This window comes from Acidovorax sp. 99 (assembly GCF_003096455.1).
GTDB classification, from domain to species: domain Bacteria; phylum Pseudomonadota; class Gammaproteobacteria; order Burkholderiales; family Burkholderiaceae_C; genus Acidovorax; species Acidovorax delafieldii.
In genome coordinates this window covers 1,964,655-1,987,508 of sequence record NZ_QEKU01000001.1, presented here as the reverse complement: position 1 = coordinate 1,987,508, position 22,854 = coordinate 1,964,655, and the positions used below count along the sequence as shown (strand labels likewise).

20 protein-coding genes are annotated in these 22,854 nt (G+C 67.0%); 10 read left to right on the top strand and 10 right to left on the bottom strand.

The annotated features are described in order from the left end of the window. Positions 1-11 precede the first annotated feature (11 nt). From C8C95_RS09315 to C8C95_RS09295, 5 genes are read left to right on the top strand one after another with little or no spacing between them, the layout of a single operon-like run. A complete protein-coding gene (locus tag C8C95_RS09315) occupies positions 12-992 on the top strand; it encodes an ABC transporter permease (protein WP_116748394.1) in 981 nt (326 codons plus the stop codon). Continuing rightward, positions 989-2,707 (top strand): ABC transporter ATP-binding protein, encoded by a 1,719-nt coding sequence (locus C8C95_RS09310; RefSeq protein WP_116748393.1) that lies wholly within the window; start codon positions 989-991, stop codon positions 2,705-2,707. The genes C8C95_RS09315 and C8C95_RS09310 overlap by 4 nt, the downstream gene beginning before the upstream one ends. Continuing rightward, complete coding sequence (locus C8C95_RS09305) at positions 2,640-3,743, top strand: putative FMN-dependent luciferase-like monooxygenase (RefSeq protein ID WP_116748392.1); 1,104 nt, start codon at positions 2,640-2,642, stop codon at positions 3,741-3,743. Before C8C95_RS09310 ends, C8C95_RS09305 begins: the two co-directional genes overlap by 68 nt. Continuing rightward, complete coding sequence (locus tag C8C95_RS09300) at positions 3,740-4,396, top strand: CMD domain protein (protein ID WP_116748391.1); 657 nt, start codon at positions 3,740-3,742, stop codon at positions 4,394-4,396. Before C8C95_RS09305 ends, C8C95_RS09300 begins: the two co-directional genes overlap by 4 nt. Beyond that, positions 4,393-5,001 (top strand): alkylhydroperoxidase domain protein, encoded by a 609-nt coding sequence (locus C8C95_RS09295; protein WP_116748390.1) that lies wholly within the window; start codon positions 4,393-4,395, stop codon positions 4,999-5,001. The genes C8C95_RS09300 and C8C95_RS09295 overlap by 4 nt, the downstream gene beginning before the upstream one ends. A gap of 45 nt (positions 5,002-5,046) precedes the next feature. Here C8C95_RS09295 and C8C95_RS09290 read toward each other — a convergent pair whose 3' ends face one another. Continuing rightward, complete coding sequence (locus C8C95_RS09290; RefSeq protein WP_116748389.1) at positions 5,047-5,808, bottom strand: SOS response-associated peptidase family protein; 762 nt, start codon at positions 5,806-5,808, stop codon at positions 5,047-5,049. A gap of 208 nt (positions 5,809-6,016) precedes the next feature. On the opposite strand from C8C95_RS09290, the gene C8C95_RS09285 reads away from it, so the two are divergent. After that, a complete protein-coding gene (locus C8C95_RS09285; protein ID WP_116748388.1) occupies positions 6,017-7,315 on the top strand; it encodes an acyl-CoA dehydrogenase family protein in 1,299 nt (432 codons plus the stop codon). Positions 7,316-7,444: 129 nt separating this feature from the next. Further along, entirely contained in the window at positions 7,445-7,999 is a 555-nt protein-coding gene (locus C8C95_RS09280; protein ID WP_116748387.1) for a DUF3617 domain-containing protein, read from the top strand. Here the strand turns inward: C8C95_RS09280 and C8C95_RS09275 are convergent. The 3 genes from C8C95_RS09275 to C8C95_RS09265 all read right to left on the bottom strand — a co-directional run bounded on the left by C8C95_RS09275 (position 7,983) and on the right by C8C95_RS09265 (position 11,359). Next, positions 7,983-9,140: a diguanylate cyclase gene (locus C8C95_RS09275; RefSeq protein WP_116748386.1), complete on the bottom strand. Its 1,158-nt coding sequence runs from the start codon at positions 9,138-9,140 to the stop codon at positions 7,983-7,985. The genes C8C95_RS09280 and C8C95_RS09275 overlap by 17 nt on opposite strands. A gap of 200 nt (positions 9,141-9,340) precedes the next feature. Continuing rightward, positions 9,341-10,105 carry a 16S rRNA (uracil(1498)-N(3))-methyltransferase gene (locus C8C95_RS09270; RefSeq protein WP_116748385.1) on the bottom strand — a complete coding sequence of 255 codons (765 nt, stop codon included), beginning with the start codon at positions 10,103-10,105 and terminating at the stop codon, positions 9,341-9,343. 99 nt (positions 10,106-10,204) lie between these two features. Further along, positions 10,205-11,359, bottom strand: coding sequence for a phosphotransferase (locus C8C95_RS09265; protein WP_243415663.1), 1,155 nt, complete (start codon positions 11,357-11,359; stop codon positions 10,205-10,207). Between the two features lie 153 nt (positions 11,360-11,512). Between C8C95_RS09265 and C8C95_RS09260 the strand changes: the two genes are divergently transcribed. The 3 genes from C8C95_RS09260 to rsmA all read left to right on the top strand — a co-directional run bounded on the left by C8C95_RS09260 (position 11,513) and on the right by rsmA (position 16,301). Further along, entirely contained in the window at positions 11,513-13,894 is a 2,382-nt protein-coding gene (locus tag C8C95_RS09260; protein WP_116748384.1) for an LPS-assembly protein LptD, read from the top strand. 3 nt (positions 13,895-13,897) lie between these two features. Then, positions 13,898-15,331, top strand: a complete 1,434-nt coding sequence (locus C8C95_RS09255; protein WP_116748383.1) for a peptidylprolyl isomerase — start codon at positions 13,898-13,900, stop codon at positions 15,329-15,331. A 190-nt stretch (positions 15,332-15,521) separates the two neighbouring features. Next, positions 15,522-16,301: a 16S rRNA (adenine(1518)-N(6)/adenine(1519)-N(6))-dimethyltransferase RsmA gene (gene rsmA / locus C8C95_RS09245; protein WP_116748382.1), complete on the top strand. Its 780-nt coding sequence runs from the start codon at positions 15,522-15,524 to the stop codon at positions 16,299-16,301. A gap of 271 nt (positions 16,302-16,572) precedes the next feature. On the opposite strand, the gene C8C95_RS23500 is transcribed toward rsmA, so the two are convergent. The 6 genes from C8C95_RS23500 to C8C95_RS09215 all read right to left on the bottom strand — a co-directional run bounded on the left by C8C95_RS23500 (position 16,573) and on the right by C8C95_RS09215 (position 22,849). Continuing rightward, positions 16,573-16,782: a hypothetical protein gene (locus C8C95_RS23500; RefSeq protein ID WP_015016367.1), complete on the bottom strand. Its 210-nt coding sequence runs from the start codon at positions 16,780-16,782 to the stop codon at positions 16,573-16,575. Then, a complete protein-coding gene (locus C8C95_RS09235; protein WP_015016366.1) occupies positions 16,761-17,186 on the bottom strand; it encodes a barstar family protein in 426 nt (141 codons plus the stop codon). The genes C8C95_RS23500 and C8C95_RS09235 overlap by 22 nt, the downstream gene beginning before the upstream one ends. Before the next feature lie 134 nt (positions 17,187-17,320). Then, positions 17,321-17,728: a ribonuclease gene (locus C8C95_RS09230; RefSeq protein WP_056056729.1), complete on the bottom strand. Its 408-nt coding sequence runs from the start codon at positions 17,726-17,728 to the stop codon at positions 17,321-17,323. Between the two features lie 154 nt (positions 17,729-17,882). After that, complete coding sequence (locus tag C8C95_RS09225; RefSeq protein ID WP_116748380.1) at positions 17,883-20,225, bottom strand: NADP-dependent malic enzyme; 2,343 nt, start codon at positions 20,223-20,225, stop codon at positions 17,883-17,885. A 403-nt stretch (positions 20,226-20,628) separates the two neighbouring features. After that, a complete protein-coding gene (locus C8C95_RS09220; protein WP_056742690.1) occupies positions 20,629-22,149 on the bottom strand; it encodes a CoA-acylating methylmalonate-semialdehyde dehydrogenase in 1,521 nt (506 codons plus the stop codon). Positions 22,150-22,219: 70 nt separating this feature from the next. Further along, positions 22,220-22,849 carry a DJ-1/PfpI family protein gene (locus tag C8C95_RS09215; RefSeq protein WP_116748379.1) on the bottom strand — a complete coding sequence of 210 codons (630 nt, stop codon included), beginning with the start codon at positions 22,847-22,849 and terminating at the stop codon, positions 22,220-22,222. Positions 22,850-22,854: the final 5 nt, after the last annotated feature.

Sequence of the window (22,854 nt, the reverse complement as noted above, 5' to 3'; positions counted from 1 at the left end):
GGAGATCCCGCATGACCACCACGTCTTCGACCGCCAGCCTGGGCGCTTTCACGGGTACCGCACAGCCGACCCCACACCGCTTTGAACGTGCCGTGGCGGCGCCTGCTGCTGTCGTGGTGCCCACGGTGCCTATCCCTGCCGCCCCGCCGCCGCGCGCGCACAGTGGCACATGGGGCCGCCGCCTGGTGCAGCGCGCGCGCAGGGCACCCATCAGCCTGTGGCTGGCCTGGGGCGTTCTTGCGCTGGTGGCGCTGTGGGCCGTCGCGCCCGGTGCCTTCACCAGCTACAGCGCCACGGTGGGCGTGGCCGGCCAGCAACTGCAGGCGCCGTCGGCTGCGCACTGGCTGGGCACGGATGCGCTGGGGCGCGACGGCTATGCGCGGCTGGTGTTCGGTGCGGTGCATTCGCTGTCAGGCGCATTCCTGGCGGTGGCAGTGGGGCTGGTGCTGGGCACGCTGCTGGGCGTGCTGGCCGGGTCCATCGGCGGCTGGGTGGAGGACGTGATCATGCGCACCGTCGATGTGCTGCTGTCGGTGCCGTCGCTGCTGCTGTCGCTCTCCATCATCATCATCCTGGGCTTCGGCACGCTGAATGCCGCGGTGGCGGTGGGCGTGGCGTCGGTGGCCAGCTTTGCGCGGCTTACACGGTCCGAGGTGGTGCGCGTGCGCCGTTCCGACTATGTGGAGGCGGCCTTTGGCAGCGGCGGGCGCTTTGGTGCCGTGCTGTGGCGCCACGTGCTGCCCAACTCGCTGACCTCGGTGATCGCCATGGCGGCGCTGCAGTTCGGCTCGGCCATCCTGTCGATCTCGACGCTGGGGTTTTTGGGCTACGGCGCGCCGCCGCCCACCCCCGAATGGGGCCTGCTCATCGCCGAAGGGCGCAACTACATCTCGACGGCCTGGTGGCTCACCACCGTGCCCGGGCTGGTGGTGGTGGCCGTGGTGCTGGCGGCCAACCGCATCAGCGCAGCGTTGACGAAGGGGCGCGCATGACCACCATCGCCCAGGCCGTGGCGCCGCCGCCGGTGCTGGAGGTGGAGAACCTCTCCATCACCTACCGCGACAAGGACCACGAGCAGCGCGTCGTGCACGGTGTGTCGTTCGCCATTGCCCCCGGCGAGGTCGTGGCGCTGGTGGGCGAGTCTGGCTCGGGCAAGACCACCACCGCGCAAGCCCTCATCGGGCTGCTGGCCGACAACGGCCGGGTGGAGCATGGCGCGATTCGCCTGAACGGTACGGACGTCGCTGGCTGGTCGCCCGACCGCTTCGACAGCGTGCGCGGCCGCGTGGTGAGCCTCATTCCGCAGGATCCGACCAGCTCGCTCAACCCCGTGCGCACGGTGGGCGAGCAGGTGGGCGAGATTTTGAAGATCCACCGCTACGGCGATCGCCAGGCCATCGCGCGGCGCGTGGTTGACCTGCTGGCCAAGGTGGGCCTGTCGCAGCCCGAGCTGCGTGCGCGGCAGTACCCGCACGAGCTGTCGGGCGGCATGAAGCAGCGCGTGCTGATCGCCATTGCCATTGCGCTGCAGCCCGCGCTCATCATTGCCGACGAGCCCACCAGCGCGCTCGACGTGACGGTACAGCGGCGCATCCTTGACCTCATCGACGAACTGCGCAGCGAGTTCGGCACCGCCGTGCTGCTGGTCACGCACGACCTGGGCGTGGCGGCCGACCGGGCCAACCGGCTGGTGGTGCTGCAGGGCGGGCGCATCCAGGAGCAGGGCGACACCGCCAGCGTGCTGCGCAACCCGCACAGCGCCTACACGCGCAAGCTGCTGGCCGATGCGCCTTCGCGTTCGCAGGGGGCGTTTCGCCCGGCCCGTGCCGCCGCCGCCAACGACACGCCTGAGCGCCCCGAGGACTTCGCCATCGTGGTGGACGGCCTGGTACACGACTTCGACGTAGCCGGCCGCAAAGAGCCTTTCCGCGCGGTGGACGGCGTGTCCTTCCGCGTGCGGCGCGGCACCACGCATGCCATCGTGGGCGAGTCCGGTTCGGGCAAGACCACCACCATCCGCGACGTGGTGGGCTTTCGCCAGCCCACGGCGGGCCGCATCGTCATCGAGGGCACGGACCTCACCACCCTGCGCGGCGAGGCCCTGCGGCAGTTTCGCCGCACGGTACAGCTGGTCTACCAGAACCCGTTCAGCTCGCTGGACCCGCGCCAGACCATCTTCCAGATCATCGAAGAGCCGCTGCTCAACTTCGAGCCGCTGCCCGCCGCCGAGCGCGCGCGCCGCGTGCACGACATCCTGGCCCGCGTCGGCCTGCCGCCCGCCGTGCTGGAGCGCCGCCCGCGCGCCCTGTCCGGCGGCCAGCGCCAGCGCGTGGCCATTGCGCGCGCCCTGGTGCTGCAGCCCCGCGTGCTGGTGCTCGACGAGGCGGTGTCGGCCCTGGACGTGACGGTGCAGGCGCAGATCCTGGCGCTGCTGGAGACGCTGCAGCGCGACCTGGGCCTGACCTACCTCTTTATCTCGCACGACCTCGCCGTGGTGCGCCAGATCGCAGACACCGTCTCGGTACTGCAGGCCGGCCGCCAGGTGGACGCGGGCCGCGTGGAAGACGTGTTCCTGCGACCCGGCAGCGACTACACGCGTGAACTCATTGCAGCCATCCCCGGAAAGAAGAACCATCACCATGACCCTATCGACACCCACACCACTCACCTCCGCCAAGCGCCTGGGGTTTTTCAGCAGGCTGCTTGACGACGTGCCAGCCGGTGAACGCTACCGGCTGGTGACCGAGCAGATCGCCCACGCCGAGGCCTTTGGCTTCGACTCCGCCTGGGTGGCCCAACACCACTTCCACGAACACGAGGGCGGCCTGCCCTCACCGTTTGTCTTTCTGGCCCATGTGGCGGCGCGCACGCGGCGCATCCGCCTGGGCACTGGCATCGTGACCCTGCCCATGGAGAACGCCGTGCGTGTCGCCGAGGACGCGATCGTGCTGGACCTGCTCTCGGGTGGGCGGCTGGAGGTGGGCGTGGGCACGGGCGGCACGCCCGAGTCGTTCGCCGCCTTTGGCATCACCAGCGACGACCGCGCCAGCGTCTATGCCAGGCACCTCGCGCTGGTGCGTGAAGCCTGGGCCGGGCGGCCCTTGGCGGGCGGTGACCGGCTGTACCCTGCCGCCGAACATTTGCTGGCACGCATCTGGCAGGCCACGTTTTCGGTGTTGGGTGGTGTGCGTGCGGGGCAGGCGGGCGACGGGCTGATGCTGTCGCGCACCCAGCCGCGCTCGGTAGAGGCGCCCGCGGCCTCGCTGTCAGACCTGCAGCACCCGATCATTGATGCGTACCTGGCTGCGCTGCCGCCCGGCATCACCCCACGCATCGTGGGCTCGCGCAGCCTGTTCGTTGCCGATGATCGCGAGGAGGCATTGCACCTAGCCGATGTGGGCCTGCGCCGCGCCGCCGCCCGCTTTGCCGCCGCTGTGTTGCCAGGACAAGCGCCGCGCCCTGGGCCACAAGCCCCACTGGCCGAGCTGATTGCCGCCTACGACGTGCACGTGGGCACACCGGATGATGTGATCGCCTCGCTGCAGGCCGACACAGCACTGGCGCGCACCACTGACATCGTGTTCCAGGTGCATTCGGTGGACCCGCCGCACGAGCACATCCTGCGTTCCATCGAATTGACTGCGACCCAGGTGGCTCCGGCATTGGGCTGGGTGCGCAAGCCTGTATCTGTGCCCTCCACCCTGGCCCCATCGCCTGCTGAACGTACTCCGGAACCCGCATGACAAACACCCTTGCTCTCCAAGGCACAGTCCCTGACGTGATCGACCTGCTGGTCGGCATCCGGCCGGGCGATGCCCTCGACACCGTGCGCCGCCATCGCTTGCAGGCGCGCACCCATGCCCACACAAGCTACCTGGCGCTGTTTGCGCCCACAGCGCCGGTGCCCGGCAGCGTGACGCTGGCAGAGCGGCATGCGGTGGCCGCGTTTGTGGCGGGCCTGCACCAGCAGCCCGAGGCTGCGGGCTTTTATGCCGCCGCCTTGGTGGCCCACGATGCACCGCCCGGGCTGACCCCGGCCATTGCGGCAGAGATCGCGCATGGCGCGGCGCGTGGCCCGTATGGCCGCTATCCCGCAGGGCCGTTGAGTGCAGAAGATGCCGAGGGGCCGGTGTACCGCGTGGCGCCCACCGCGCGTGCGGTGCTGGGCGCCCGGCTGTCTGCCGCGCTGGAGCACGCGAACCTGCTGGTGTTTCGCCCGCGCGATGCCAGCCCACAAGCGCTGCAAGAGCTGCTGAACGCGGGCTGGTCGGCCACCGACATCGTGATCCTGTCGCAGCTGGTGGCGTTCTTGTCGTTCCAGATCCGTGTGGTGGTCGGCCTGCGGGCACTGGCGGCACACCCTGCGTTGCCCCAAACCACCGAGGTCCAGCCATGAGCGACACCCCACTGACACACCCCGACAACCAGGAGCCGACCGCTTTCACGCAGGCCCAGCTTGAATGGCTGCCCTGGCTGGCGCCGCTGCCCGAGGACGAACTGACCGATCGCCACTATGCAGGCCTGGTGGACGCCGCGCGCGCCAAGTCGCCCTACTTTCGCCTGTTGGCGCGCGACCCGGACACCCTGGGCGCCCGCACGCGCACCGACAAGGACATCTTCTACAACCCCGATGCAGGCCTGCCGCGCGCAGAGCGCGAGCTGTCGGCCACGGCCACGTCGCGTTTCAATGGCTGCATCTATTGCGCGTCGGTGCACGCCCGGTTTGCGTCACATTTTTCGCACCGCGAGGGCGATGTGCAGCGCTTGCTCGATGAAGGGGTGTCTGCCGACCTGGGCCCCCGCTGGAACGCCATCGTGGCCGCATCCGCAGCACTGTCGGCCACACCGTCGGACTTTGGCCCGGAGCATATCGACGGCTTGCGTGCCGTGGGGCTGGATGACTACGCCATTGCCGACGCGCTGCAAGGCGCCGCCTTCTTCAACTGGGCCAACCGGTTGATGCTGTCGCTGGGGGAGCCGCAGCTGCAGGTCGGTGGGTAGGTGGAGAGGCCATCGCACGGCGCGGGTGCGCTACAGGGGCCTGGTTCAGTCCAGAAATCCCTTGGGCACATTGTCCGCCTTTTTTTCCACCGGGTTGGCCGTGAGCCACTGCGCCGCGTACTGGCGCATGAACTCCTTGGCCTTTTCCGGCCGGGCCGTGAGCCACGCGTCGTACGCGCCTTCGTTCAGGATGGCGGGCATGCTTTTTTCGCTGCCGGGCTGGCCGTAGCGGTGCAGCAGCGCGTGGTTGTTGGCGTTCACCGTGAGCAGGCAGTAGCTGATGATCACCTCGCCGTCAGCGCCCTGCCAGCGCGCCCACAGGCCTGCCACGCCCATGGGTTTGCCGTCCACGCGCGCCACGCGGGTGGGCACGGCCTTGCCGCTGCGCAGGTCGTCTTCATAAAACGCAGCCATGGGCACGATGCAGCGCTGGCCGTTCAGCCATGCGTCGCGAAACGCCGTGCCGGTGGAGGCGGTGTCGGACTTGGCGTTGACCAGCTTGGGTGCGCGCAGTTTCGCGTCGGACGCCGACTTGACCCAGTGCGGCACCAGGCCCCATTGCGCAGGCACCAGTACCCGGTGGGGGGCGGCGTTGCTGGGGGGGTCTGATGCAGTTGTTGGTGGAGCGGTCTCCTCGGCCGGGCTGGTGGGCCCTTGTGCCAGGGCGGCGGCCGTCGCGGCATGCACGATAAACAAACCTGGCTTGCGGGGCCACAGGTGGCGTTCACCCAGCGCCGCAGGGGGCTCGACCGCAAACGCCTCGCGGTAGGTGTCGGCGTGTTGCAGGGTTTCGTAGTGGGTACTCATGGGGCCATGGTACCCGTGTGCAGGGGGGCGCTCAGCGAAATTTCAAGCAAAAGAGGCTGGTAGCGCTAGTGCAATATGCCTTGATAGCTATCAATAGAATAGCGCTGTGTTTGCCTCCCTGAGGGCGCTCCGGGCAGGCCGTGATGTGCGTCAAGCCCGTTGTCGCTTGCGTTGTGACGTGTGCTGGCGCTGTTTTCACAATGTCCGCATGGACTTCGCACCTTCCCCCCTGGCTCTGCAACTGCGTGATCGCCTGCTGGCGTTCATCGACCGTTATCTGCTGCCCTACAACGCCGCCTGGCATGCGGCCGTGGCCGCGCGCGACTACCCGCCGCCGTTCCTGGAAGACCTCAAGGCCCTGGCCCGTGAAGAAGGGCTGTGGAACCTTTTCTTGCCCACGCTGCGCGAGGACGAGCCGGGCACCCGCCTGTCCAACCTCGACTACGCACCACTGGCCGAGGCCATGGGCCGCCTGCCCTGGGCGGCCGAGGTGTTCAACTGCCAGGCGCCGGACACCGGCAACATCGAGCTGCTGCACCGCTTTGCCACACCCGCGCAGCGCGCCCGCTGGCTGGTACCGTTGCTGGACGGCCAGATGCGTTCGGCCTTTGCGATGAGCGAGCCCGATGTGGCCTCTTCCGACCCCACGAACCTGCAGACCACGGTGCGACGCGAGGGGGATGGCCTGGTGCTCAGCGGCCGCAAGTGGTTCATCACCGGCGCGGCGCATCCGCACTGCCAACTGCTCATCGTGCTGTGCCGCAATGCGGATGCCGATGGTGCAGACAGCCACCGCCGCCACAGCATGGTGCTGGTGCCCGTGGACACGCCGGGTGTGCAGATCGTGCGCAACATCCCCGTGCTGCACCACCATGCGCCCGAGGGGCATTGCGAGATTCTGCTGCAGGGCGTGCGTGTGCCTGCGGACCACCTGCTGGGCGACTGGGGGGCGGGGTTTGCGATGGCGCAGGCGCGCCTGGGCCCGGGCCGTGTGCACCACTGCATGCGCACCATCGGCCAGTGCGAGCTGGCGCTGCGCCTGGCCACCGAGCGCGCGCTGGAGCGCACGGCGTTTGGCAAGCCGCTGGCCGATCAGGCCAACGTGCAGGAGTGGCTGGCCGAGTCGCGCATCGAGATCGACCAAGCGCGCCTGCTGGTGCTGCACGCTGCGTGGCTGCTGGACCAGGGCGAATCAGCCGATGCGGCGGACCCGCGCGCCGTGCGTGCGCAGGTCGCTGCCATCAAGGTGGTGGCTGCGCGCCTGCAGCAGCGCGTGGTGGACCGCGCCATGCAGATCTTTGGCGCCATGGGCCTGTCGCCCGACACGCCGCTGGCCGCCTTCTGGACCTGGGGCCGCGCGCTGCGGCTGATGGATGGGCCCGACGAGGTGCACCTGCGCACCGTGGCGCGCCACGAGCTGGCGCAGGCGCGTGCGGCCCTGGGGGCGTCGGCGGCCTACTTCACCACCCCCGAGCAGCTGCGCGCGCCGCCGCACCTGAGTGCTTGAGCGGTCCGGCGTCTTTCGGAGAGAGCGTGCCGTCGATCGTGGCCCCTGAAGTGCTCCGTCTCCACTTGGCAGCCGGGGCGTGCTTGCCGATACTGTGGTCCCAGCCGCTGGCACTGAGGCCCCCACACCATGCACACCACCATCCCCCGCGCTTTCGTGTTTGCCGTTTCCTTCGCTGTGCTCTGCACTGCCCACGCCCAGCCCCAGAAGCTGCGGCCCGGCCTGTGGGAGAACAGCGTGACCATGAGAAGCCAGAGCGGCCAGCTGGAGGCTGCAATGGCGCAGATGCAGAAGTCCATGGCCAGCCTGACGCCCGCGCAGCGCAAGCAGATGGAGCAAGCCATGGCCCAGCAGGGCGTGAGCATGGGCCCCAGCGGTAACACCGTGAAGGTCTGCATCAGCCCCGAGCAGGCCGACCTGGACCGCATTCCGGCGCAGGAGGGCTGCACACAGAACGTGCAACGCACGGGCCCCAACGCGGTGGCGATGACGTTCAGCTGCAAGGGCACCCAAGGCCAGCCGCCCACCACGGGCGAGGGCACGATGACCTTCCAGGGGCCCACGGCCTACACGGGCAATTTCAAGGTCAAGACCACGTCCAACGGCAAGCCCGAGCAGATCGACATGGTGCAAAACGGCAAGTGGCTCGCCGCTGACTGCGGCACGATCAAGCCCGTGCGTTAGACCCTGCCGCCACGGTACGGTGGGCGGCAGGCGCCACCACCACGCGGTTGCGGCCCAGGGCCTTGGCGCGGTAAAGCGCCTGGTCGGCGCGTTCCAGCGTGTGCTCCACGGTGTCTCCGGGCAGGTGCTGCGCCAGGCCGATGGACACCGTGAGGTGCAGTGAGCCTGCGCTGTGGGCAATCTCCAGCGCCTGCACGGCCTGGCGGATGCGTTCGAGCAACTCGCGCGCGTGGTCTGCCGAGGTGTCGGTGAGCATCAGCACAAACTCCTCGCCACCCCAGCGGGCCAGCACATCGGTGTCGCGCACGCTGGCGCGCACGGTGCCCGCAAACGCCTGCAGCGCGCGGTCGCCGGTGGCGTGGCCGTGCTGGTCGTTGATGGGTTTGAAGTGGTCGATGTCCAGCTGCGCCAGCAGCAGCGGGCGGCCGCTGCGCAGGCTGCGGCGGTGCTCCAGCGCCATCAGGTCGAGCATGGCGCGGCGGTTGATGAGGCCTGTCAGCTCGTCGCGGGTGGCCAGTTCGCGGTTGACTTCGAGCGCCTGGGCCAGTGCCTCGCGCTGCTGCTGCAGCTTGGCGCGGATGCGCTGGATGCGCAGGTTCAGCGCAATGCAGCCGCTGAGCACGATGAGCACCATCAGCGCGTAGGCGGTGTCGAGGTAGCCCGAGGCGTTGGCGTTGAAGCGCGAACTGACGCCGATGGCGCTGGCAAAGGCCAGCAGCGCATACACGCCAATGCCGATCACCTCGGCCACCGTGAGGCCGAAGGTGCCAAAGAACAGGATCATTGCCAGCACGCTGGGCACCAGCCCGCGCGCATCGCCTGCCAGCACATAGGCCACGGCGCCGCTGGTGATGGTCCAGACCATTTGCGGGATGGTGAGCGAGGGGTCGCGCAGGCGGGCGGTTTCGCCGGAGCGGATGAAGGCCGTCATGACCACCAGGCCGCCCACCGACAGGGCGGCCCACCATTGCACGGCAGTCTGGTCCACGGAGGTGCTGGAATGTGCCACCAGCAGCATCACGCCGGCGCTGCCTGCCATCAGCGTGAGCGCCAGCAAGGCCATGCCCACCAGCGTGCGCCGCCGGGGGTCGGTGGAGAGGATCACATCCTTGAGGCGCTGCCAGCGGGCGGGTGGGCGCAAGGTGGGGGGTTCCGGCCAGGAGAGAGGGCCGCGCGGCGCGCGGGCGGGGTGGCCCGAAACCCGTGTGATCCTGGGTTACCGGCTGGTCGGAGATTTTACGGTGAGGTAGTGCCGTGCGTATAGCCCCCCCAGGGCTTGTCCGGGCCTTGACCGGGCCTGGGGCCCGCGTGGCGAGCCCGACCTGCGCGCGGGGTGTCGCGCTACAGCGTGAGCGCGGCCAAGGCGGCCAGCGGGGCCGTCTCGGCACGCAGCACACGCGGACCCAGCGTGACGGGGGCGAAGCCGTGTTGCAGCGCCAGCTCCTCTTCCGCAGCGCTCAGGCCGCCCTCTGGGCCCGAGAGGAACAGCACGGGGCGCTGGCCATCCGCGCTGCCCCTGGCCTCGCGCAGCGGCACGGTACCGGCCCGCAGCGACAGCAGCAGGCGCTGGGGGGTGTCCCGTGTCTCGGGAGATGTCAGGCCCTGCCCTGGTGAACGCAGCCAGCCAGCCAGGTCGATGGCGGCGTGCACCACCGGCACGCGGTTGCGGCCGCACTGCTCGCAGGCGGCCACGGCCACGGCCTGCCAGTGGCCGATCTTCTTGTCGGCGCGCTCGCCCTTGAGCTTGAGCACGCTGCGCTCGGCCACCAGTGGGGTGATGCTGGCCACGCCCAGTTCGGTGGCTTTCTCGACCAGCCAGTCCATGCGCTCGTTGGCGGTGATACCCGCCAGCAGGTGCACGGCGCGGGGCGCCTCGCGCTCGATGGCGTGGTGCGCCCCCACCAGCACGCGCACATCGCTGCGGCCCATCTTGACCACGGTGGCATCGAACTCGCCGCCCGGGTCGGCCGCGCTCTGGCCGCCGTGGAACAGCGTGATGCCGTCACCAGGTTGCAGGCGCAGCACCTGCACATGGCGTGCAGCGCCCGGGGGCAGGTCCAGCTCGGCGCCGGTGGCCAGGGGGGCTGGGCAATGGAAACGGGGCATTTGCTATCTTTGTAATAGCTGCTAGCGCATGATTTGTGTGCGCTTGAGCCGGTTTTTGCTTGATTTATGGGGGTGTGCCGTGCGTGCAGGCGGCCAGGGCTACATCCGGCCGTACGCAAAGCCCACCACGGGCTCGGTGCCTTCGATCTGGTCCAGCATCTTGAGCAGCGGGCCCAGCTGGCGGTAGCGGTTGGCGGTGGCGCGGATGTAGGCGATGAAGCGGGGCGCATCGGTCAGGTACTTGGGCTTGCCGTCGCGCAAGGTCAGGCGCGCAAAAATGCCCGCGACCTTGAGGTGCCGCTGCAGGCCCATCCACTCCACCGCGCGGTAGAACTCGCCAAAGTCATCGCCCCAGCCGCTGGCGCTGGTGGCGCCCAGCAGTCCGGCCTTGCGCGCCTTTTCCCAGTAACGCACGGTAATGTCGATGACGAATTCTTCTTCCCAGCTGATGAACGCATCGCGCAGCAGGCTGGCAATGTCGTAGGTGATGGGGCCGTAGACCGCGTCCTGGAAGTCCAGCACGCCCAAGGGGGCGCCCTGTGCGGCAGGTGCCATCAGGTTGCGGGTCATGAAGTCGCGGTGCACATACACCTGCGGGGCGGCCAGGTTGTGCGCCACGATGGCGTCAAAGGCGCTGCTCAAGGTGGCCTGTTGCTTGTCATCCAGCGTGACGCTGCGGTGCTGGGCGAGGTACCAGTCGGGGAACAGCGCCAGCTCGCGGCGCAGCAACGCCTCGTCGTAGGCGGGCAGCACACCGGGGGTGGACGCCTTTTGCCACTGCAGCAGCACATCGGTGGCCTGCTGGTACCAGGCGTAGGCGTCCCGGGGATTTTCGGGGTTCAGCCGCTCGATCACCGTCTGGTGGCCCAGGTCGGACAGCAGCATGAAGCCTGTGGGCGCATCAAACGCCAGGATCTGCGGCACATTCAGCCCCGCGGCGGCCATCAGGCCCTGCACCTGCACAAACGGCTGGCAGTTTTCCTTGTCGGGCGGTGCGTCCATGACGATGCGGCTGGCGCCCGTGGCTGTGTCGATGCGCAGGTAGCGGCGGAAGCTGGCATCGGCCGAGGCGGGGCGCAGCGTGGCAGGCAGCAGCTGGTGGGGGCCCACGAGAGGCGCCAACCAGGCTTCGAAGGCCGCGCGGCGGGCTGCATCAGGCCAGCTGACAGGGGTGGAGGCGGCGGGCGCAGCAGGTGCGGCCACGGTGGCGCCCAGGGGCTGGCCGGCGGGCGATGGGGGGATGGGGTGGCTCATGGATAATCCGATTTTACAAACCGGTCGTGGCTGGCGCCGTGCGCGCTGGCCACGACCGGTCCCTTTGTCCGCTACCGCCCCTCAACACCCCACGTGCCACGCTGCCAGCCCCTCACCGTGCAGAACCTCACCTCCCTTCGCGCCCGGCCCGCCATGGCGAAGTCTGCGCGGCTGCGGCCCCCCGTGCCCCGCGTGCTGGCCCTGGGCGTTGCGCTGGCCTGGTGTGGCCTGCCGCTGGCGGCTCTGGCCCAGGACGGAGCCGCGCCCAGCGCCTGGGATGCGCCGCCGGTGCTGCGCACGTCACCCCTGCTGCAGGAAAAGATTCCCGACGCCGTGCGCTCGCAATTGCCCGTCTTTGTGAAGGGCGACCACATCAGCGGCCAGACCGACCTGAACGCACTGATTGAAGGCAACGCCGAGCTGCGCCGCGGCGACACGGTCATCCGCGCCGACCGGCTCGACTACAACGTGCCCGAGGACCTGGCCAAGGCCAACGGCAAGGTGCGCATCAACCGCGCAGGCAACGTCTACGAAGGCACGGCGCTGGAGCTGCGGGTGGAGGCCTTCGAGGGCTTTTTCAGCGACGCGCGCTACCGCTTCCTGGCCACGCAGGCGCATGGAGATGCGACGCGGGTGGACTTTGTGGACCGCTACCGCGCCGTGGTGCACAACGGCACCTACACCACCTGCGAGCGTGGCAACGAGGAAAGCTGGCAGCCCGACTGGGTGCTGCGCGCCGCCACCATCCGCATTGACAACGAGGAAGAGGTGGGCACCGCCGAAGATGCGGTGCTGGAGTTCAAGGGCATCTCGGTGCTGCCCATTCCGTACATCAGCTTCCCGCTGTCGGAAAAGCGCAAGTCAGGCCTGCTGCCGCCCACCGTCGGGCTCGACAGTCGGGATGGCGTGACCTACATGCAGCCGTACTACTGGAACATCGCGCCCAACCGGGATGCCACCTTGCGCGCCGCGCTAATGACCAAACGAGGCGCCAACGTGGGCGGCGAGTTCCGCTACCTGGAGCCAACCTACAAAGGCCAGATCAGTGCCGACGTGATGCCCACCGACCGTCTGCGCGACCGTGTGCGCTGGAGCTTTAGCGGCAAACACGAAGGCGCGTTCGACACCGGCATCGGCGGGCTGGGGCTGAACCTCAACCTCAACCGCGTGAGTGATGACAACTACTGGCGCGACTTCAGCCGTGCTACGGATCAACTGCGCCAGCGCCTGCTGCCCAACGATGCGATCCTGTCCTGGGGCCGCAACGACATGTCGGCCACGGTGCGCACGCTCAAGTGGCAGACGCTGCAAGACGTGAGCTCGCCCATCGTGCCCCCGTATGACCGCATGCCGCAGGTGCAATGGCGCTACAACCCCTCGCAGCTGGGCGGTGGATTCGATGCCAGCGTGGAGCTGGACACCACGCGCTTTGAAGCGGCCCGAGCGCTCACGGGCCAGCCCAATGCCGATCGCAGCTACGCCATGGCGCAGATCAGCCGCCCCTTCCTGTCGCCGGGCGGCTTCATCACCCCGCGCCTGCAGCTGCACGCCACGCAGTACCAGTTTGACTCGGCTCTGTCCAACGGCCAGCGCTCGGCCAGCCGCACGCTGCCTACCTTCAGCCTGGACAGCGGCCTGGTGTTTGAGCGCGACACCGCCTACTTTGGTCGCGCCTTCCTGCAGACACTGGAGCCCCGGGCGTTCTACACCTACACGCCCTACCGCGACCAGAGCATGCTGCCGGTGTATGACACAGCGGCCAATGACTTCAACTTCGCCACCATCTACACAGAGAACGCGTTTGGCGGCAACGACCGGCTGGCCGACAACAACCTGCTGACCCTGGGCGTGACCACACGCCTGCTGGACCCCGACACTGGTGCCCAGGCAGCGCGCTTCGGCATTGCCCAGCGGGTGCGTTTTTCGGACCAGAAGGTCACCCTGCCAGGGGGCACGCCGGTCAGCGAGCGCCTGTCGGACCTGCTGCTGGGCGCGGGCATCTACTGGACACCGCAGTGGGGCTTTGACTCCACCGTGCAGTACAACCCCAAGACCGGGCAGTCCATCCGTTCGACCATCGGTGCGCGCTATAGCCCCAGCAACTACCGCACGGTGAGCGCGGCCTACCGCCTGCAACGTGGCACCAGCGAGCAGATCGACATCGGCTGGCAGTGGCCGCTGAACGACCTGTGGGGCGACAAGGGCAAAGACCTGGGCCCCGGTCGCGGCCAGGGCGGCGGGCGCTGGTACAGCGTGGGCCGCCTGAACTACAGCATGAAGGACCGCAAACTCGTGGACACCGTGGTGGGCTTCGAGTACGACAGCTGCTGCTGGATTGGCCGCGTGGTGCTGGAGCGCCTGCAAAGCAGCGTGACCAGCTCCAACACGCGGCTGCTGTTCCAGATCGAATTCGTGGGCTTCTCCCGCCTGAGCCTGGGCTCCAGCCCGCTCGACTCTTTCAAGCAAAATGTGCCGCGTTACCAGAACCTGCGCGAGCAGGTCTCCACGCCCAGCCGCTTCAGCAACTACGACTAGACCATGAACCACCGTGTATTCGCACTGGCCTTGACGGCCGCGTTGGCATCCCTCGTGGCGCAAGGCGCTGCGGCCCAGGGCCTGCGCCCCTCGGGGACCTCGTCCTCGGGCAAGACAGGGTTGTCTTCCTCGCCGTCTTCGCTGAATGCGCGCCCTGCTGCCGTGCCCTCCATCACGCTGCCCGCGCCCTCCACCAGCACGGCCCCGCGCTCGGCCGATTTCATCGTGGCGGTGGTCAACTCCGAGCCCGTGACCAACTACGAGGTGCGCTCGCGCCTGGCACGTGCCGAGGCGCAGATCGCCAAGCAGGGCGGTGCCATGCCACCGCGCGATGCGCTGGCGCGCGAAGTCCTCGAACGCATCATCCTGGAGAAGGTGCAGCTGCAGCAGGCCCGCGAATCGGGCATCAAGGTCGATGACTACGCCGTGTCGCAGGCCGAGCAGGGCGTGGCCCGCCAGAACGACATGACAGTGGACGAGCTGTATGCGCGCCTGGCCCGCGATGGAATGAGCAAGGACCGTTTTCGCGAAGAGCTGCGCAACCAGTTGCTGCAGCAGCGCCTGCGCGAGCGCGAAGTCGAAGCGCGGGTGAAGGTGAGCGATCTGGACGTGGACCAGTTCCTGCGTGAAGAGCAAAAGGGCACGGATGTCGCCGCCATGGAGATCAACCTGGGCCATGTGCTGGTGCTGGTGCCTGAAAACGCCACCCCCACGCAGGTGGCCGAGCGGCAGGCACGCGCACAGCGAGCGGCCGACAAGGTGCGTGCGGGCGAAGACTTTGCAGCGGTGGCCCGCGAGTTCTCCGATGCGCCTGAAGGCCAGCGGGCTGGCGGGTTGCTGGGCCTGCGGCCTGCAGACCGTTATCCGGAACTGTTTGTGAACTCCACCCTCGGCCTGCCGGTGGGCTCCATCGTGGGCCCGGTGCGCTCGCCAGCGGGCTTTCACGTGCTCAAGGTGGTGGAACGTGTGACGGCGGGTATGCCGACCACGGTAGTGCAAAACCATGCGCGCCACATTTTGCTGCGCACGGGCCCCCAGTTGTCCGAAGCCGCCGCCGCCGCGCGCCTGGCCGACTACCGCCGCCGCGTGCTGGCGGGGCAGGCCGACTTTGCAGCCCTGGCGCGCGAGCATTCAAAGGACGGCAGTTCCAAGGAGGGCGGCGACCTCGGCTGGGCCAACCCAGGCCGGTATGTCCCCGAGTTCGAGCAAGCGCTGGACGCCCTCAAGCCCGGTGACATCAGCGAACCCCTGGTTTCGCGTTTTGGCGTGCACCTGATCCAGCTGCTCGAACGCCGCGAGGCCAAGCTCACCCAGCGCGAGCAGCGCGACATGGCACGCAACGTGGTGCGCGAGAAGAAGCTCGACGAGGCCTATGCCACCTGGGCGCAGGAGTTGCGCGGGCGCGCGTATGTCGAGTACCGCGAGCCACCCCAGTGATGAATAAGTGCATCCCCCTGAGGCGCTGCGCGCCTTCCCCCTTCTCTCAAATCGCTGCGCGATTCGGGAAGGGGGACGCCGCCAGCGCGGCGGGGCGGCCCTTGCGCGGCTGCTGCTGGTCTGGATCGCGCCCCTTGCATAGCTCGCATGCCGTGGCTCGGCATATCGAAGACATCAGCGAGCCAATGGCATGAAACACATTCCCCGCAAGCGCTTCGGACAGCATTTCCTGTCCGACCAGGGCATCATCGACGGCATCGTGCAAGCCATTGCGCCGCTGCCCGGCCAACCCATGGTCGAGATCGGGCCCGGTCTGGCCGCGCTGACGCAGCCCTTGGTGGAACGCCTGGGGCGCCTCACGGTCATCGAACTGGACCGCGACCTGGCGCTGCGCCTGCGCCTGCATGGCCAGCTCGACGTGATTGAGTCGGACGTGCTCAAAGTGGACTTCACCGCATTGGCGCAGACCCTGCGTGACAAGGCAGGACAGCCCGGTTTGCGGTTGCGCGTGGTGGGCAACCTGCCCTACAACATCTCCACACCCATCCTGTTCCATCTGCTGGGCCATGTGCAGGTCATCGAAGACCAGCATTTCATGCTGCAAAAGGAAGTGATCGACCGCATGGTGGCCAGCCCCGCCACGGGCGATTACGGACGCCTGTCGGTGATGCTGCAATGGCGCTACGCCATGGAAAACGTGCTGTTCGTGCCGCCCGAGAGCTTTGACCCGCCGCCCCGCGTGGACAGCGCCGTGGTGCGCATGGTGCCGCATGCAGAGCCTGCGGCCTTGTCTGTGCCGCTGCTGGAAGAGCTGGTGCAGGTCGCCTTCAGCCAGCGCCGCAAGCTGCTGCGCCACACGCTGGGCCGCTGGCTCGAAGCCCGCCAGTTTGCTGGTGAATTCGACACCCAGCGCCGCGCCGAGGAAGTGCCCGTGGCCGAATACGTGGCCCTGGCGCAGAATTGCTCTTGAATTGATAGCTGACAGCGCTTGTTCGATGGGCGCTAGGCAGCTTTTTCTATCCAGTAAGGTGCGTTGGGTTGCACTGAGCTAGCCGGCGCACTGCAATCAATGCCGTTCCTGCAGCTACAACGCTGGACCTCGTAACAGCCATGGCAACTGTCGCTGCCCAGACCAGAGACACCGCGCAAGGGCCGCCCCGCCGCGCTGGTGTCGTCCCCCTTCCCGGCGAAGCCGAGAGAAGGGGGAAGCGGCATAAGCCGCTCAGGGGGATGTACCGAATTCAGGCGGCGCTGAGCCAATACCCGGCATTGAAAGGGCTGCTCATGCGCAGCGCCATGGGCGACACGTCCACAAGCTTGTCGGTGGGCATCTTTTCAGCGGGTTCGCCGTTGATCTCGATGCCTTCCACGGCCTGGGTGTCGCTAGCCTCGTTCGCCCGTTCTGCTTGGCTGGTGGATGCAGAACGGGCTACAGAAAAGAATAGAAACACCGGAAGGGGATCTTGCGATCACCCCAGTAGTCGGCCGCGTCACGGAAGATGTCGAGCAGCTGCTCGCGCGCTTCCTTGTCGAACTTGCCCGTGGCAGGAATCTGCTCAAGCACCACGATGAAACCAGGCTGCGGGCCTGATTTGTGCAAGGGGTCTGTCATGCAGTCGTACAACGCATCGAAGTTCTTGCCGAAGTGCGACGGGAACGTGAATTGGGCGGCAATCAGGTCCAGCACATCCTGCTTGGACTGCGCGTGGGCCAGATTGGCGTACAAGAAATGGTGACCCATGGAGGTGGCTGCATCCTGCAGGTCCTGCACGCGGAAGGCGCGAATGGACTGCACGATGTTGGTGCGCACGCCACGCAGTGGCGTTTCCAGGTCTTTACGAAGTGGCGTCTGCATCTCCGCTACTCTTTCTTTATAAAGTCCACAAACTTCTGGCATCTCACAGGCTGCAGGATGCGGCCTGTGAATGGGGAATTCAATGGGGCGCGGCGTACGCTTTCAGGGATGGGCTGGCGTACGACGCATTGGGGTTACTCGACGATCTCGCGAAAACTGGCGTAGTGGTCGCTGGTGTAGTAGCAGGCATCCGGCATCCGGGGCTTGCCGCCACACACGATGCGCCGGGCTCCCCGGTCGCGCGATCCTGGTGTTCTGACGGTGTATTCACGGTAGTAGCCCCGCTTTTGGGCGGGCAACAGCCGCTCGCGATTGCCAAAAACCGATCCGTCCTTGTCGTACGGAAAGGGCCCGCCCTCACGGATCAGCGCATACGTTGTCCGCCCTTGGGGCGGCAACTCGGCCAGTGCGATGGGGGTGATGGACCCGTCGGTGGACGGGGATTTCCGGGCATGTCCCGCGACCGGAGACAGCACGAAAGCAACACCCAAAACACACAATAACCCTGCCTTGCGCGCCCGGGTGGCTACAGCCTTCAGCATCAACGAACCTTTCAGAAACTACGGGTTAACCCGAAATTTCGACCCGCTAGTGTCGCTCAACGGTCCCCAAAAAGCAAGCGTCTGCACAAAGATTGGGCAGACGCTGAAGGGCTTTGCAGGGGTTTTAAGTTAGCGCTTGCTATTCTTTTAGGGCTTACCGCAGGGCGTTGGCATCGGCCACGGTGAGGGCTGTCATGTTCACGATACGACGCACGGTGGCACTGGGTGTCAGGATATGAACCGGCTTGGCCGCCCCCAGCAGCACGGGGCCGATGGCAATGCCGCCACCCGCCGCGGTCTTGAGCAGGTTGTAGGCAATGTTGGCGGCGTCGATGTTGGGGAACACCAGCAGGTTGGCGTCGCCAGTCAGCTCGCTGCTGGGCATGAGTGCCGAACGGGCCTTGCCGTCCAGCGCCACGTCGCCATGCATTTCACCGTCCACTTCCAGCCAGGGCGCCTGCTGGCGCAGCAGCTCCAGGGTCTGGCGCATCTTTACCGCGCTGGGGCTGTTGCTGGTGCCGAAGTTGGAGTGCGACAGCAGCGCGGCCTTGGGCTTGATGCCAAAGCGCATCATTTCTTCGGCGGCCAGGGCGGTGATCTCAGCGAGCTCCTGCGGCGTCGGGTCGTAGTTGACGTGCGTGTCCACCAGGAACACCTGGCGGCCGGGCAGCATCAGGCCGTTCATGCAGGCGTACACCGGAACGTCCTGGGCCGTGCTGTCGGCCCCGCCCGCGTGCTTGCCGATGACCTGGTCGATGTACATCAGGTGGTTGGCGGTGGTGCCCCAAGTACCGCAGATCAGGCCGTCCACTTCGCCCTTGTGCAGCATCATCGAACCGATGAGCGTGAGGCGGCGGCGCATCTCGATCTTGGCAACCTGCTGGGTGATGCCTTTGCGCTCGGTCATGCGGTGGTAGGTCTGCCAGAAGTCGCGGTAGCGGTGGTCGAAGTCGGTGTTGACCACGTCGTAGTCCACGCCTTCCTTCAGGCGCAGGCCAAACTTTTCGATGCGCTGGGCGATGATGGCGGGGCGGCCGATCAGCGTGGGGCGCGCCACCTTTTCGTCCACCACGATCTGCGCAGCACGCAGCACGCGTTCTTCTTCGCCCTCGGCATAGGCCACCCGCTTCTTGGCGGCATTGCGGGCCGCGTCGAAGATGGGCTTCATCGTCGTGCCCGAGGCATACACAAAGGTCTGCAGCCGGTCGCGGTACGCGTCCATGTCGGCGATGGGGCGCTGTGCCACGCCGCTGTCCATGGCGGCCTGGGCCACGGCGGGCGCGATCTTCATCATCAGGCGCGGGTCGAACGGCTTGGGAATCAGGTACTCGGGCCCGAAGGTCAGCTTCTCGCCCACGTAGGCGGCGGCCACCACCTCGCTTTGTTCGGCCTGTGCCAGCTCGGCAATCGCGTGCACCGCGGCAATCTCCATCTCATCGGTGATGGTGGTGGCACCGCAGTCCAGTGCCCCACGGAAGATGTACGGGAAGCACAGGACGTTGTTCACCTGGTTCGGATAGTCCGAGCGGCCCGTGGCCATGATGATGTCGTTGCGCACACTGTGCGCCAGCTCGGGCGTGATCTCGGGGTTGGGGTTGGCCAGCGCGAAGATCACCGGGCGTTCGGCCATGGTGGCCACCATCTCGGGCTTGAGCACGTTGCCGGCCGACAGGCCCAGGAACACGTCCGCCCCCACCATCACCTCGGCCAGCTTGCGCGCGTCGGTCTTCTGCATGAACTGGCGCTTGTCGTCGTCCATCAGCTCTTCGCGGCCTTCATACACCACACCAGCCAGGTCGGTGACAAACACGTTCTTGCGCTGCACGCCCACCTTGAGCAGCAGGTTCAGGCAGGCCAGGGCCGCAGCACCCGCGCCGCTGGTGACCAGCTTCACGTCTTCGATCTTCTTGTTGGCGACCTTGAGAGCATTCACGACGGCAGCCGCCACCGTGATCGCCGTGCCGTGCTGGTCGTCGTGGAAGACCGGGATCTTCATGCGCTTGCGCAGCTCGCGCTCCACATAGAAGCAGTCGGGGGCCTTGATGTCTTCGAGGTTCACGGCGCCAAAGGTCGGCTCCAGTGCAGCAATCACCTCCACCAGCTTGGCGGGGTCCTTCTCGTCGATCTCGATGTCGAACACGTCCACGCCCGCGAACTTCTTGAACAGGACGGCCTTGCCTTCCATCACCGGCTTGGAGGCCAGCGCACCAATGTCGCCCAGGCCCAGAACGGCCGTGCCGTTGCTGATCACGGCGACCAAGTTGCCGCGAGAGGTGTAGCGGAAGGCGTTGGCCGGGTCCTTGACGATCTCTTCGCAGGGCGCGGCCACGCCGGGCGAGTACGCCAGCGCGAGATCGTGCTGGTTGATCATCTGCTTGGTCGCGGCAATCGCCAGCTTGCCGGGCTTGGGAAACTCGTGGTACTCGAGAGCGGCACGGCGCAACTGGGCACGCTTGTCGGAATCGTTGTTGTTCTGGGCCGTGGTGTTCTCGGGCATTCAGTGTCTCCAACTCAGGGGTGAGGGGCCAAAACCGTACTCCAGCGGGTCTGCAGCAGGCTGTCAGCTTTGTAAGGGTCTGCGATTGTAGGGGGATGTGCGTAAAAACCCTAGTAAGCGAATCTGCTTACAGAGGGGCTGTTTGCCCATTGATTGTGTCGTGCGGGCAGGGTTTTGAGACCTCCGTATCCATGCACAAAAGCTATGAAGTGTTTTGCTTTTTGAGGGGTAAGACCTCGGCATCCGAAAACGGGTCGCTTCATGGGCTCTTCTTGCGCCAAAAGACGGCATGCCACGCCAGCCATGCGCATTTGCATGGCTCGCCTTCAAACCCCCTGGCACGGCACGGAACGAAAAAAGGCCCCACGTGGGGCCTTTTCGTCGAAAAGTGGACGCTAGTGCTTCAGCGGCTGCTCGGGAAGCTGAACACCGCCCCCTCACGCACGCCCGCCGAGGGCCAGCGCTGCGTGATGGTCTTGCGCTTGGTGTAGAAGCGCACGGCGTCGGGACCGTAGGCGTGCAGGTCGCCGAACAGGCTGCGCTTCCAGCCGCCGAACGAGTGGTAGGCAACCGGCACGGGCAGGGGCACGTTCACGCCCACCATGCCGACCTGGATGTGGTCGGTGAAGTAGCGGGCGGCCTCGCCGTCGCGGGTGAAGATGCAGGTGCCGTTGCCATATTCATGGTCGTTGATGAGCTGCATGGCTTCCTGCAGCGTCTTCACGCGTACCACGCCCAGCACGGGGCCGAAGATTTCTTCCTGGTAGATCTTCATGCCGGGCTTGACGTTGTCAAACAGACAGGCGCCCAGGAAATAGCCGTTCTCGTGGCCTGCCGCCACCTTCACGCCACGGCCATCCACCACCAGCGTGGCGCCTTCTGCCACGCCGCTGTCCACATAGGCCTTCACCTTCTCGAAGTGGGGCTTGGTGACCAGCGGGCCCATGTCGTTGCTGTTGTCGGTGCCGGGGCCGACCTTCATCTTGGCGATCTCGGTCTTGAGGCCTGCGATCACGGCGTCACCCACTTCGTCGCCCACGGCGACCAGCAGAGGGATGGCCATGCAGCGCTCGCCACACGAGCCGTAGGCCGCGCCCATCAGCGCGCTCACGGCGTTGCCTACGTCGGCGTCGGGCATCAGCACGGCGTGGTTCTTGGCACCGCCCAGGGCCTGCACGCGCTTGCCGTGTTTGCAGCCTTCGGCGTAGATGTATTCGGCAATGGGGGTGGAGCCCACAAAGCTCACGGCCTTGACGCGGGGGTCGCGCAGCAGCGTGTCCACGGCCAGCTTGTCGCCGTTGACCACGTTGAGCACGCCGGGCGGCAGGCCCGCTTCCAACGCGAGCTGGGCGATGAACAGCGTGGAGGAGGGATCGCGCTCCGAAGGCTTGAGCACAAAGGTGTTGCCGCAGGCCACGGCCATGGGCCACATCCACAGCGGCACCATGGCCGGGAAGTTGAAGGGCGTGATGCCTGCAGTGACGCCCAGCGCCTGGAACTCACTCCATGAGTCGATGTTGGGGCCCACGTTGCGGCTGTGCTCGCCCTTGAGCAGTTCGGGCGCGTAGCTCGCGTATTCCACGTTCTCAATGCCGCGCTGCAGCTCGCCGTGCGCGTCGGCCAGCACCTTGCCGTGTTCGGCGGTGATCAGGGCGGCGATCTTGTCGGCGTTTTCTTCCAGCAGCACTTTGAGCTTGCTCATCACGCGCGCACGCTTGAGCGGCGGCGTGTTGCGCCAGGCCGGAAACGCGGCCTCGGCCGAGGCAATGGCCGCCTCGACCGTGGCCTGGCTTGCCAGGGCCACGCTGGTGGTGGACAGGCCGGTGGCGGGGTCAAACACGGGCTGCGTACGGGCGGTGTCAGCGACGATCTGGCCGTCAATCAGGTGGCCGATGGTGGTGGTGACGTTTTTGTCGTGGTTCATGGTGATTTCAAGTAAAAAGTGCCACAAGCGCTAGTGAAACATGCGCTGATAGCTATCAAATTTATAGTATTCAAGCCGCAGCAGCCTGGGGCTCCAGCGCGGGCAGCACATGCCCCAAGGCGCGGTCGATGAACTCCTGCTTCTCGCCCACCGGGGCAAAGTAGTGCAGCACTTCGCGCGCGGCGTCCAGCCCCTTGAGACGGGCGATCAGCCACGCCACCAGGTACTGCGAGGCCAGGCACCCGCCCGCCGTGGCCACGTTGCCGTGGGCCGCAAACGCGCGCGGCACCACGTCCACGCCCGACTCAACCACCCACGGCTTGCTGGTCAGGTCCGTACAGGCGGGCGTGCCGCTCAGCAGGCCCAAGCGGCTGAGCAGGAAGGTGCCAGAGCACTGCGCCGCCAGCAACTGGCGGGCGGGGTTCAGCACCCTTAGCTGTTCCATCAGCGCGGGGGTGTTGGCCACCTCACGCGTCTTCATGCCGCTGCCCACCAGCACCGCGTCGGCCTCAGCCAACTGGCTCAGGTCTTCGTGCGCGTCGATGGTCAGCCCGTTCATGGACGTGATGCGGGGCGTGGGGCTCGCAATGCGCACCTGCCAGTCCTTGTCGCCCAGCAGCGCGATGCGATTGAGCATGCCAAATGCCACCAGCGAATCCAGGTCGTTGAAGGCATCGAAGGTGAGGATGGAAATGCGCATGGAGG